Source organism: Streptomyces sp. F001 (genome assembly GCF_004187715.1).
GTDB lineage: Bacteria > Actinomycetota > Actinomycetes > Streptomycetales > Streptomycetaceae > Streptomyces > Streptomyces flavusporus.
Window position 1 is genome coordinate 249,019 of the sequence record NZ_QZWF01000009.1, and the last position, 12,931, is coordinate 261,949.

Genomic DNA, 12,931 nt, shown 5'->3' on the forward strand with positions numbered 1-12,931 from the left:
CTTCACGGCGTCTTACTTGGCGCCCGCCGCACCGCGGCGGATGCCGAGGCGGTCGACCAGCGCACGGAAGCGCTGGATGTCCTTCTTGGCGAGGTACTGCAGCAGCCGGCGGCGCTGACCGACCAGGATCAGCAGACCACGGCGGGAGTGGTGGTCGTGCTTGTGGGTCTTGAGGTGCTCCGTCAGGTCGGAGATCCGACGGGACAGCAGAGCGACCTGGACCTCGGGGGAGCCGGTGTCACCCTCCTTGGTACCGAACTCGGAGATGATCTGCTTCTTCGTAGCGGCGTCGAGCGACACGCGTACTCCTCATAGTCTGTGAGTGGCCACCGAGTGCCCCCGGTCTTCATCGCGGGGGAGCTTCCGTTACTCGGGAGGCGGGGATCCGCTGGGCGCGGCCTCCAGAGCGGCGCTCCGGGGGTGCGTACACAAACGGCCGTCACTCAGGGTACCAGCAGCTGGTGACCGCCTGTCCCCCGTTCCCCGGACGCTCCCCGAACCGCCCGGCCGGCCCGGGCCCGGCCACTAGGGTGAGTGATCGGATCGTTTCGTACATCGGGAATTCGTACGTCGGGAAGGGGTCGCTTCGGCATGGCGGAGACGGAAGCGGAGATGAAGGCGCGTAAGGAGCGGGAGCGGGACGAGCTCTACGCGCTCGACATCTCGGACGTCGAGTGGCACAGCGCGCCGGGCACGGAGGAGCACGAGGAGCGCGTCGAGATCGCCTACCTCCCCGACGGCGCGGTGGCCATGCGTTCGTCCCTCGACCCCGACACCGTGCTGCGGTACACGGAGGCGGAGTGGCGGGCGTTCGTACTGGGCGCGCGGGACGGGGAGTTCGACCTGGAGCCGGCGCCGCACAATGGCGGGCTTGCGGCGGAGTGAAACGAGTGGGGCGGCACGCGCGCGTGCCGCCCCCGATCGCGTATCACGGGGTCACGGCTTCTTCACTGTGTCGCTCTCTATCCCTACGACCAGCCAGATCCAGGCCTTGCCCTCCGTCGGCCCTTCGGCCGCTCGGGAGCCGAAGAAGATCCGGCCGTTCTGGACCACGATGTCCGACAACTCGGCGGAGGTGAGGGGCCACCCCTCGCTGGGCAGGTCGAAATAGAGGTACGGGGTTTCCTCACCGGTGTTCGGATCCAGGCTGACCAGGCCGTTCGGCGAGATGTGGTCACTGCTCTCGCGCAGCGCCAGCAACTGGTCGCCGCTCATCCTGAGTGGGCGGATCAACGCGTTGCGACCGGACTCGAACTTCTTGACGGTGTTCCCCGACGTCAGATCGAAGCCGACGATCCAGTTGGAGTTGTTGACCAGGGTCCCCTGCTCCTTGCTCATTACGAAAACCTGGCCCGCGCCGACCACCATCGTGGGGCAGTCCTCGGCAGCGAGGAAGTCGACTTCGTCCTTGCACTCGACGACGTAGCCTCCGCTGCCCAGGCGGATCGTCGTGCGGTACTTGCCCTTCTCGTCCAGGGAGATGAGGTCCGTGATGCCGACCTCGCCTGCCGCCGTCGCGATCACGGCCGGGTCACTGGAGAGCAGACGGATCTCCCGGACGCCCTTGGCGACGGAGTAGGTCCACTTCGTCGCGCCGGTCTGCAGGTCGAGCTTGCGCACCTTGTACGTGATGCTGTCGAACGACCCTGACGTCGCCTCCGGGTCCGTCCAGCAGGAGAGGCGAACGAGAACAGCAGTGCCACCTGCGGCGCCGTTGTGCTCGCACACGTCGGAGGCGGGGGACTTGACCCGCCAGCGCAACGTGCCGCGGTCCATGTCGTATGCGTCGGTGCCGCCGCCCCAAGTGACGACGACGGTAGCGCGGGCCAGGGTGATTCCCGGCTGGTCCTGGAAGGTTGAGTCCTCCGGGGTGCCGTCGCCGACGCCGAGTTCCGAGACGGGGAACTCCGCCTCCCATACCTTTTGGCCTTGGTCGAGGTCAACGAACGCGACGTGGTTGCACAGCGCGTCCTTCTCCTCGCTCGCCCGGAACAGCACCGCCGTGCGGTTCTCACCGTTGACATGCTGTGTGGTGCCGCAGATCGGACCACCGAGGCGGAGCTTCCATGCCTCGTCGCCCACGGCGGCGTCAGTGCCGAGCCGATAGCCGGCGACCGTTCTGTTGATGCCCTTGGCGAGGATCTTGTCCGTGGCCCACATGCCCGGCATCTCTGTGCGCTCCCCCGGGACCATCCCGTCTTCGGAAAAACGGAAGGCCATGGCACCGGCAGTGGCGGCCGGCCGCTTCTCGACGGTCTGCCGGACATCGAGCCTTCCCTGCCCACGGGCGTCCTGCGCCTTGTCTCCCGATGCCGCAGACCCGCCACCGGCACCCCACAGAAGCCATCCGCCCACGCCCAGGGCCGCCACCAGGACGGCCGAGACAAGGCCCAGCAATTGCCTCCTGCGGCGCTTCTTCTGGCCGGTCTCCGCGGACAGGGCGGACTGGGTGTACATCGAAGGGGGTGGGCCGAAGCTCACGCGGTGATATCCCTTTCACTCAATGCCGATGTGCCGGAGGCGTGCCGACGTATCAGCTCGTCATCGACCGGGCGGTGGCGTACACGTCGAAGACGGCCAGCCCAACGGGACCAGGGTCAGCAGGACGAAGCCCTCGGCGATCTCCATGAAGCGTCCCCAGAACGGGGTGAGGCCGCTCCGCGAAGCGACCAGACCGATCGCGGTGACGATCGCGGATGTCGCGGCGATCGCCGCGACGAGCCAGATCGTGCGGATGTCGAGGTCACACGGGAATGCCCTGATTCTCCAGCCTGGTTCGCGTGTGCTCACGCGAACATCCGGCACCCTACCGCCCTCTTGTCTCTCATGAAGTCAGGGTGGCGGACGAACGCTCGGGGCCCGGCAAGGGAATTGGGGAGCAGTAAGCCACATGGTCGTGAAGCGCCCTCCTCGGGTGCTGCCGTCGCCTCCACGATCGCCATGTCCGTCGCGAGGGTGATCCGCTTCCACCGTGGCTCCCAAGGACAACTGGCGGACCTGCGCCGCGCGACTGCCTCGGCTATCTGACGCAGACCCGGCGCACAGCCCTGGACACCGCGAGGGCGCAGCGCGACGCGCAGCACTACGTCCCCCCTCCCCGGAACAGCTGTGGGCCCTGGTCGCCGAGGGCAGCCGGACATGGGAACGGCGCCCGGGGGACGAGGACTTCGCCCAAGTACGCATCGGCCTCGGCCGCAGGCCCTCGCCACTCCCCTCGTCGCCCCTGAGACCGGCCCGTCCAGCAACTGGAACCGCTGACGGCAGGCGCGATGCAGCACTTCCTCGCCGTCCATGCAACTCTGGACGACCTGCCGACGGCAGTCTCCCTGCGAGCCTTCTACTACGTCACCATCAGCGGTGACGACCAGTCAGTACGGTCTTCCACCCGGGCCATGACCGGCTCGCCGGCCGCTCTGCACTCGCCCGAGGACCTGATCATCGTCGTCATGCTCGACAGCCTCTCCCTGCCACCGGGCTCGGTTCTGGCCGACCCCGAGGGACTCCATGGTCCGCACCGCCTGTGCGTGGGCGCCACGGGTTCCGGCAAGTCGGAGCTGCTGCGCACCCTGGTGCTGGGCCTGGCCTCGGCATGCGCGGCACTCCGTGTCCGTGGACCAACTGGACGCGCTCACACTGCCTATCGCCGACGACGGTGTCGTCATAGGCGTGGACGCGGAGAACCGGCCCGCGGTGCTGGGACTCAACCGGCCCACCCCGTACGACGTCGTCCTCATCGGCGGCCTGTGGACCGCCCAGGTCATCGCCCTCAGAGCGCCGGCGACGGGCGCGCGCGTCGCCGTGGAGACCGGGCGTCCGCAGGCCTGGACGCAGATGATGCACGCCATGGGCGGCGGGCAGAACGGCCTGGCCGTGTACGACGTCGGCCGAGTACCCCCGCAGGGCACCTCGGCGGGAACCCCCGTGCTGGTGGTACGGGACTGCGGCATGCGGCCGCCACGTGGCCGAGTCGTATCCGGGCCCTGGCAATCGGTTCTGACCGTGCTGCCGTACCTCAGCTTGGTGGCTCCCCGGCTGGTGCGGCAGGCGCGACTCGTCGGGGTGCAGCGCGTCTCCCCCGACGAGGCCGCGGAGCTCGGGCGCACGATGGCGCTGCCCCGGGCCGATGTGGACGCCCTGCCCACCCTGTCCGACGGCCTCACGCTCTGGTGCACCGACCGTGACCGGCAGTACGCGATGTCTCAGCCCACCGACGCCGAGATCGGATTGTTGGGCGTGCCGCGAAGGATGGACTGAATCGGCTACCGCCTGAGGGGAATTGCGGGTTCGGGGCGATTACCCCTTTTCTCCCCATCTCAACATCCGTAGTCAGTCGGTTTGTTCACCGAAGGGATGAACTGCAGACACCTGCAGGCCGGTGGTGACACTGCGGGCAGACCGTGATGGAGTGGATGGGCCTGCCGGGGCTCGCCTTGTGGTGATTAGGCTGGTACCTGGCGCAACGCCAGAACCCGTGGAGCGGGCGTCGGCGTCTGCAGGGGGAGAGCCGGTGGATCGGACGACCTCGAACACGTACGGACGATGAGACTTGGTCGCCCCAGCACGGCATGAGGGTGCTCGACCACACCAGGAGGAACTGTGAGCAGCGATCGGGACGGGATCCGCGGGGGCTGGGCAACGCCCGGCGATGACCAGCCCGACGCGGAGTCCGCCGTCGAGACGACGGGCGAGTTCACCATCGACTATGCGCCGCCTGCCTGGTACACGCAGAACGCGTCGGGGGGTTCGTCGTCGGCTTCGTCCTCGTCGTCGGCTTCGTCCTCGTCGTCGCCTTCCGCGGGTTCTCCGTCGCCCTCCTCTTCGGCTCCTTCGGCGCCTTCAGCGCCGGAATACCTGCCCGGGTTGACTCCGCCGGTGCACTCGGCTCCGGGGGCTCCTTTCACTCCGCCTCCGCCCGCGGCGGCGCCTGCGCCCGCTCCTGGAACGCCCTTCACGCCCCCTCCGCCGGCGCCTGCGCCCGGGGCTCCCTTCACGCCCCCGGCGCCGGCTCCCGGAGCGCCGTACACGCCGCCCGCGCCGCCGAGCGGTGGGCCGGCCGGCGTGCCCAGGCTTCCGGTGGGGAGTGGGTTCGAGCCGCAGCGGCCCGAGGCGGAGACCGGGGACGGCGCTTCTGCTGATCCCACCTCTCCCACGGCCGTGCCGAGCATTCCGGTGGGTGGGTTTGCGTCGCCGGCGGGCTCGGAGACTGCGGATGCCGGGGAGGCTTCGGACGAGGCCGACTCCGGGAACGGTGACCTCGAGAGCGGCGCCACCATGCGCTTCTCCTCGGTCGCCCTGAAGCGGGAGATCCAGGAGCGGGCTGCTGCCGCGGCTGAGGCAGAGGCCGCTGCCGACGCATCGCAGGACGCGGAAGGCGAGGACGAGGCGGACTCCCCGGCCGACGCCGAGGACGAGGCCTCCGAAGAGGTCACGGACGCGAGCGACGCGGCTGACGAGGACGACGCTGCTGCCGCTGTCGCGGGCGACGTCGACGACGTGACCTCCGTGGACGTCGACGTCGAGGGCGCGGAACCTGCCGGGGCGGAACTGGAGGACGCCGAGGCGGAGGTCGTCGAACAGGCGGCAACCGCGGACGGCGAGACGGAGGACGCCGAGACGGAGGACGCCGAGACGGAGGACGCCGCTCCCGCCGACGCCGAGCCGTCCGACGCCGAGTTCTCCGATGACGGGGCCTCCGACGACGCGGCTGCCGAACCGTCCGATGCCGTGCCGGCCGACGCCGCGCCGTCGGCTACGGCGCCTGCGGATGCGGTGCCCTCGGACGCAACGCCTCACGACGACGCACCCCAGGACAGCACCCCCGAGGACGCCGTACCGGCCCCGTCCGACGCGCCGCAGGACACGCCGTCGGCCTGGACGCCCCCGCCGGCGCCGCAGGGCGGGCTGCCGCCGTTGCCGCCGTCGTACCAGCCCGCGGCCCCGGCACCCGCCGCCCAGTGGCCCGCGCAGCCCCAGCCGCAGCAGGCGGAACCAGCCGCGCCCGCGCAGCCGCAGCCGCCCGTGCCGCCTCAGCAGCCGACCTTCCAGCCGCAGCCGCCGCAGCCCGCGCCGGCCGCCTGGACTCCGCGCCTGCACCGACGGCCGGCCCCTCGCCCGCCGCACCGCGCCCGCCCCGGTTCCGCCGGTCGCACCCCGGCTCCGGCCAGCAGCCGGGCCTGCGCCCACGCCCAACCTCAGCAGGGCTACGGCTTCCGCAACCCGGCGTGCCCAACGCCCAGGGCGGCTACGGCTTCCGCAGCCCAGCACCCAGCCTCCGCCGCCCGAACGCCAGCAGAACAAGCCCTTCCGCCCAGGCCCCGGCCACCACACGACGGCTACGGCTTCGCAGCCAGCGCCGGCCTCGGCCCCGAACGCCAACCGCACCAAGCCCTTCCGCCCCCAGGCACCGACCCCGCCCCACCCCGGGCAGCTACGGCTTCCCCAGCCGGCGCCACCCAACACCCCTACGCCCCCAACCCCTCCGAGCCCGGCGGTTACGGCTTCCCGCAGCAGCCCGGGGCAGCAGGGGCACCCCGGCGTGCCCGCACAGCCGGCGCAGCCGCAGCCCGGCGCCCAGAACCCGGCCGACGCCCCTCAAGGAGCCCCGCAGGGCTTCGCCCCGCAGATTCCACAGCAGCCCCAGCCTCCGCAGCAGCCCCAAGCCCCGCACCAGCCGCCCGTAGACCCCCGAGCCGGCACTGCATGGCCGCAGCCCGTGCAGCATGACCAGCGGCAGCCCACCAATCCCGGTGCCGCGCCGCTCGGTTACACCGCGGCCGTGGAGCTGTCCTCCGACCGACTGCTCAACAACAAGCGGCAGAAGCCGAAGAGCGGCCGACCGACCGCGGGCTCACGGTTCAAGCTCGGCGGCAAGAAGGAAGAGGCCGAGCGGCTGCAGAAGCTCCAGCTGATCCGGACGCCGGTGCTGTCCTGCTACCGCATCGCCGTCATCAGCCTCAAGGGCGGCGTCGGCAAGACCACGACGACCACCGCGCTGGGCTCCACCCTCGCCAGTGAGCGGCAGGACAAGATCCTCGCGATCGACGCCAACCCGGACGCCGGTACGCTCGGCCGCCGGGTGCGCCGCGAGACCGGGGCCACCATCCGTGACCTCGTCCAGGCGATCCCGTACCTCAACTCGTACATGGACATCCGGCGGTTCACCTCGCAGGCCGCCTCGGGCCTGGAGATCATCGCCAACGACGTCGACCCGGCCGTGTCCACGACCTTCAACGACGAGGACTACCGGCGCGCGATCGACGTCCTGGGCAAGCAGTACCCGATCATCCTCACCGACTCGGGCACCGGTCTGCTCTACAGCGCCATGCGCGGTGTGCTCGACCTCGCCGACCAGCTCATCATCATCTCGACGCCGTCCGTGGACGGTGCGAGCAGCGCCAGTACGACGCTGGACTGGCTGTCCGCGCACGGGTACGCGGACCTCGTCTCCCGGTCCATCACCGTCATCTCGGGTGTGCGCGAGACCGGCAAGATGATCAAGGTCGAGGACATCGTGACGCACTTCGAGACCCGGTGCCGGGGAGTGGTCGTCGTTCCCTTCGACGAGCACCTGGCCGCCGGTGCCGAGGTCGACCTCGACATGATGCGGCCCAAGGTGCGGGAGGCGTACTTCAACCTCGCGGCCATGGTCGCCGAGGACTTCGTCCGCCACCAGCAGATGCAAGGCCTGTGGACGAGCGACGGCAACCCGCCGCCGGTGGCCGCGCCGCCGCTCCCGGGCCAGCCCGTGCCAGGACAGCCCATGCCGGCGCAGCCGTACCAGCAACCCGGCCAGCCGTACCCACAGCCGGGCCAGCCGTACCAGCAGCCCGGCCACCCAGGTCAGCCGCCCGCCCACCCGGGACAGCCCGGCCAGCCCTACCCACAGCCCGGCCAGCCCTACCCACAGCCGGGCCAGCCGTACCAGCAGCCGGGCGCCCAGCCCTACCCGCAGCCCGGCCACCCCCAGCAGCCGCAGCCCGGTCAGCAGCCGCCCCAGCAGTAACCGCAGCCACCACACAAAGGGCGGCCGGTGCCCGTAGGCACCGGCCGCCCTTCGGCGTCGTACGCGCGACTACTGGCGTCGTACGCCCGACTACTGCGCCGCCGCGACCAGCTCCCGGCACTTCTTCACATCGTCGGCCATCTGCTCGAGCAGGGCCTCCAGGGTGTCGAACTTCGCCTGTCCGCGTACGAAGGCCAGGAAGTCGACGGCGACATGGAGCCCGTACAGGTCCAGCCCCACCCGGTCGATGGCGTACGCCTCGACCGTGCGTGCCGTGCCGTCGAACTGCGGATTGGTGCCCACGGAGATCGCGGCCGGCATCGCCTCGCCCTCCACATGCAGCCAGCCCGCGTAGACCCCGTCGGCCGGGATGGCGGTGTGCGGCAGTGTCTCGACGTTCGCCGTCGGGAAGCCCAGCTCGCGGCCCCGCTGGGCGCCGCGCACGACCACGCCCTCGACCCGGTGCGGACGCCCGAGGATCTCGGCGGCACCCTCGACATCGCCCTCGGCGACCAGGCGCCGGGTCAGCGTCGAGGAGAAGGGCTCCCCGCCGCCCGCCTCGCCGGTCACGTACAGCTCCACGACCTCGACCTCGAAGTCGTAGACCTTGCCCTGCTCGGCGAGGAAGTCCACGTTGCCCGCGGCCTTGTGGCCGAAGCGGAAGTTGGGGCCCTCGACGACCGCCTTGGCGTGCAGCTTGTCGACCAGGACCTTGACGACGAAGTCGGCCGGCGACAGCTTCGAGAACTCCGTCGTGAAGGGGAGGATGAGGACCGCGTCCACGCCCAGCTCCGCCATCAGTTCGGCGCGGCGGTGGTGCGGGGCGAGCAGCGGGGGTGGCTGCCGGGGCGGACGACCTCGCTGGGATGCGGGTCGAAGGTGACGACGACGGTGGGAACGCCCAGCTCGCGGGCGCGTTCCACGGCATGCCGGATGATCAGCTGGTGTCCGCGGTGGACACCGTCGTAGGAGCCGATGGTGACGACGCTGCGTCCCCAGTCCTCGGGGATGTCCTCCAAGCCACGCCAGCGCTGCACTGTGACCGCTCCTCGAACCCGTGTCGGTACTTGCTGTCTACCTCTTACGCAGGTCTAAGGGTGCCATGCCGCGGGGGTCCGGCCCGCATCGGCATGGGGGGCTGTGACCTGACCCACGTGCCGGTCCCCGGTCATGCGGGGACCCGGACGCCGGCCAGGTTCTCGATCATCCGGCGGGTGCTGGGGCCGACCACCACGGCCCAGTCCTGCGGGGCGTCGGCCAGCCAGCCCGCGGCCCGTGCGGCGAAGCCCGGCACCTCACGGCCGAGGTCGACGAGGGCGCGGTCGAAGCGGGTGGCTCCGTCCGGGGTGCGGACCAGGAGCAGGCCGGTGTGGTGGACGAGGCCGCCCAGGTCGTCGGCGTCGTGCCGGGCGGCGGCGCGTAGCAGGGACTCCAGGACGGCGGGCGTGCACTCGTGGGCGAGGAGGAAGGCGCGCAGTTCGCGGCGCAGGGGGCCGGGGCCGGCGAGCACGGCGGCGAGCGCCGTCCGCACCGGCTCCGGTCCGCCGTCCAGTACGCCGGTGACCAGCGGGAACAGTACGGTCCGGGCGAGGGGTCCCTGGTCGAGGCGCCGGTCGACGTACGCGGCGACGGCCGCGGCACGGTCCGGGCGGCGCGCCACGGCCTCCCGTACGAGATCGGCGACCCGGCGGGCCAGCGCCGGTGTCGTGACGTCGGCGAGCGCGAACAGCGCCGCCCCCGCGTCCGGCCGGTGCAGCCGGGTGCGGAAGGCGTCGAGGACCGCCTCCGGGTGAGTGGGCAGGGCCGCGGCCAGCGCGCTGGGCGGCAGCTGGGGATCGCCCGCCACGAAGTGTTCGAGCGCCCGCGGGAGGTGGCGGGCGCGGGCGTGCGGATCCCGTACGAGGATGCCGAGCGCGCCCCCGTGCAGCGTGCCGTCGGCGGGGCGGGCGAGCAGCGTGAGGGCGGCGTAGCGCAGGAGCTGCCGGTCGGCCTCGGTGCACGCGTGCGGGGCGGCGCGCAGTCCGTACGCCACCGCCGCCACCCGCCGCGTGGGCCGCCCGTCGTGCGCCCACCGGTCGACCGCCCGGCACACGGCGGACGGCTCCTCCTCGGCGAGTACGGCGAGCAGCTCGTCGCCGCGCGGGTGCGCACTGTCCACGAGCACCTCGGTGAGGTCGTCCAGCGCGCGGTGCCGGTACGTGTGCAGCAGCGCCTGTGCGGCCGTGGCGACGGTGGCGTGCGGGGTCGCGGGCAACGGCCGCTCGTCGTCGAACCAGCGGGCGAGATGCGGTTGTACGGCGGTGGGGTCGGCGGCGAGGAGGTGTGCGGCCGCGTCGAGGTACCGGGGGCCACCGGCGGTGGTGTCGGCGCGAACGAGCCGGCGCAGCAGGTCGAGACGCTCGGCCTCCGGCAGCGGCAGGGCCGTCCAGAAGACGGGCCCGAACTCCGCGGGGACGGGCCGCTGTTGCCGCTGCCAGTCGGCGATGCCGTCGGCGAGCAGCCTCAGGACACCGACGTACGGCGTGGCGTCCGGCACCCTGCGCAGGACCTCTGCGAGCAGGCGGGCGGCCCACCAGGAGCGCGGGTCGGCGTCCAGGGCGTGCACCAGCTCCTCCAGGCGGCGGGCGAGTTGGCGGGTGCCCTGCTGGCGGGCGACGAGGAGGAGGGCCTGGACGACGGGGCCGATGCGGTGGTGCGGAAGGGAGGGGTGCGGGGTGTGCGGGGTGAGGGGCGGTGGACCAGGACGCGCAGGGCCTCGTCGAGGTCGAGGTGTGTGCCCTGGATCCAGTCGGCGAGCTCCTCGTGCGCGAAGCGGTAGCCGGTGCCGGCGGGGACGAGGAGGCCTTCGGTGAGGACGGCGGCCGCCCAGCCGGATCCGCCGCCGAGCCGAGCGGGTGCGGGCCCCCACGGGAAGACGGCCTCGAACGACTCCCGGTCCAGTTCGCCCGGTCCGGGGCCGAGGCTGCGCCGGGCGGCCTCGTGGACCTGCCCGGCCACCCTCGCCGCGAGGCGCCGTACGGCGGTACCGCGCAGGCCGTTCTCGGCGGCGAGCCGGACCGCGACACGCAGGCACATCAGGTCGAGGTGGGCGGAGAGGACGTCATGCCGGTCGACGGCGCTGCTGGCCGGGGCGTCCGGGAGCGCGGCGCGGACCTCGGAGAGGAGGCGGAGGGTGAGGGGGTGGCGGGCATCGGGGCCGGTGAGGGCTCCTCGGGCAGGCCGTAGCGGGCGCGGGCCTCGCGGGCCTCGGCCTCGTCCAGGTCGCCGAGGTGGACGCAGGGCGGAAGGCTGCCGGGGCCTTCGTCGTACTGCCCGCCCGCATGAAGGAACTCCCGCGGGAACTCCGCCCCCGCCCGCTCCCAGTACTCCGCCCGGCACGCGACCACCAGCCGCGCCCCCGTCTCCCGCAGCCACCTCGCCGTCCCGTCCGTCCACTCGGGCAGCCGGTGAGTCAGAACCGGCGGCATCTCCTCGGGACCGTCGAGCAGCAACAGCAGGGGGCGGCCCGCGGCGCGGGCCAGGGCGGCGACCCGTTCGGGCCGGATGTCGCCCGGGCCGACGGGGTCGGGGGCATCAGGATCGCCGCACAAGCCCCCGGAATCGGCGTCATCGCCATCCACCGAGGAGCCGTCGGGATCGGCATGCCGCAGGTCGGTGGGCAGGGCGGCGCCGGACGCCGCCACGATGCGGGCCGCCCGGGTCAGCGCCCGGCGGGCGGCGTCCGCCACCGAGGCGTCGTCGTCCCTCAGGTCGGAGCCGCGCAGCCACAGCGTGGGGGCCGGTTGCGCACCCCGGCTGCGGCGGTCGGCGAGGGCCGCGAGTTCCGTCGTACGACCGCTGCCCGGCGGCCCGACGAGCCCGAGGACGACGGCCGGGCCCGCGGTGAACGCGGCGAACTCCCGCACCGTCGCCACCCGTTCGACCGGCTGAACCGCGTCGAAGACAGCCCCGGCACCCACCCGGCCGGGGTGGCCCGCAACGCGCCCACCGTCCACACCGAGCCGGCTCGCAAACGCCCCCGCACCCACCCCGCCGAGGCGGCCCTCATCCACCCACCGTCCACCCGCCCAGGCGGCCCACAACCGCCCCACCGTCCACCCCGCCGAGGCGCCCCGCAACCGCCCCGCCCGGCCCGTCCTGCCCCACCGACGTGCCCGTCAGCTCCAGTACTCCGGCAAGGTTGAGGTCGGCCCCGTACGCAGGCACCGTCGCGGCGTTGCGGGCGAGCAGGTCGGCGAGTGGGCCGCTCTCGGTGCGGTGCAGCGGAACGGCGAAGCCGGTGTCGCGGTGACCGGCCTGCAGGGCGGTGCCGAGGACCGCGACCACGGCGCCGGTCGTGACGTCGACGACCGGTCCCCCTGCCGCGCCGCCGCCCAGCCGCAGTGCGTCCCTGCCAGCTGTACCGATCGCCAACTCCAGTACGTCGTCGAGGACATGGAACCCGTCCGTGGCCGTGTACGTCACGCCGGTCGCGCCCAGCACACGGGCCTCGCGCCAGCCGCCGGCGGCGATCCGCACATACGTGCCGCTCTCGATGCGGTCCCGCACGGTGACGGGGAGCGGGTCCGCGCCGAGGCCCTCGGTCTGTACGAGAGCCAGGTCGAGCTCGGGCAGCGGGGTCACGGCATCGGCGGTGACGACACAGCTGCGGCCCCCGGCGTCGTGGAGAACGAGGCGGGTCAGCCCGTCGACGGTTTCGTGGCTGGTGAGGACCGTGCCGTCGTGGTCGGCGACGACACCCGTGCCGCGCAGGCGTCCGGCGAGGTCGTGGATGCGTACCAGGGCGTCGTGGTGTGGCGCGCGCCCGGCGTTCTCACGCGAGCCGGGCTGCGGTGCGGTCCGCCGGCCCCGTACCGCCATGGTCGAACCTCCCCCGTCGTACACGTGCCCTGCGTTCGACGGTAGGGGCGGGATGATCAGACGGACAGA

3 protein-coding genes and 6 pseudogenes are annotated in these 12,931 nt (G+C 72.5%); 4 read left to right on the forward strand and 5 right to left on the reverse strand.

Annotated features, from left to right (window positions below):
• Positions 1-12: 12 nt before the first annotated feature.
• Entirely contained in the window at positions 13-300 is a 288-nt protein-coding gene (rpsO, locus tag StrepF001_RS28900) for a 30S ribosomal protein S15 (RefSeq protein ID WP_004982702.1), read from the reverse strand.
• Positions 301-591: 291 nt separating this feature from the next.
• Between rpsO and StrepF001_RS28905 the strand changes: the two genes are divergently transcribed.
• On the forward strand, positions 592-885 hold the full coding sequence (locus StrepF001_RS28905; RefSeq protein ID WP_129801137.1) for a DUF397 domain-containing protein: 294 nt from the start codon (positions 592-594) through the stop codon (positions 883-885).
• 51 nt (positions 886-936) lie between these two features.
• Here StrepF001_RS28905 and StrepF001_RS28910 read toward each other — a convergent pair whose 3' ends face one another.
• Together StrepF001_RS28910 and StrepF001_RS28915 are read right to left on the reverse strand one after the other, a co-directional pair.
• Positions 937-2,481, reverse strand: coding sequence for a PQQ-binding-like beta-propeller repeat protein (locus StrepF001_RS28910; protein WP_240797718.1), 1,545 nt, complete (start codon positions 2,479-2,481; stop codon positions 937-939).
• 52 nt (positions 2,482-2,533) lie between these two features.
• Positions 2,534-2,742: pseudogene (locus tag StrepF001_RS28915) on the reverse strand (type VII secretion integral membrane protein EccD); the annotation flags it as partial.
• Between the two features lie 180 nt (positions 2,743-2,922).
• Here StrepF001_RS28915 and StrepF001_RS48395 point away from each other — a divergent pair.
• From StrepF001_RS48395 to StrepF001_RS49635, 3 pseudogenes are all read left to right on the forward strand, one after another.
• Positions 2,923-3,446: pseudogene (locus tag StrepF001_RS48395) on the forward strand (type VII secretion protein EccC); the annotation flags it as partial.
• A gap of 136 nt (positions 3,447-3,582) precedes the next feature.
• A pseudogene (locus tag StrepF001_RS46545) lies at positions 3,583-4,254 on the forward strand (hypothetical protein); the annotation flags it as partial.
• Between the two features lie 342 nt (positions 4,255-4,596).
• Positions 4,597-8,002, forward strand: a pseudogene (locus StrepF001_RS49635) (SCO5717 family growth-regulating ATPase).
• A gap of 90 nt (positions 8,003-8,092) precedes the next feature.
• On the opposite strand, the pseudogene StrepF001_RS28930 reads toward StrepF001_RS49635, so the two are convergent.
• Positions 8,093-9,039 (reverse strand): annotated as a pseudogene (locus StrepF001_RS28930) (bifunctional riboflavin kinase/FAD synthetase).
• A gap of 131 nt (positions 9,040-9,170) precedes the next feature.
• Positions 9,171-12,862, reverse strand: a pseudogene (locus StrepF001_RS28935) (trypsin-like peptidase domain-containing protein).
• Between the last annotated feature and the right edge of the window lie 69 nt (positions 12,863-12,931).

Bases quoted from the DNA above. Each gene is read 5' to 3' on its own strand.
- StrepF001_RS28905 (WP_129801137.1), top strand. From the start codon at position 592: ATGGCGGAGACGGAAGCGGAGATGAAGGCGCGTAAGGAGCGGGAGCGG.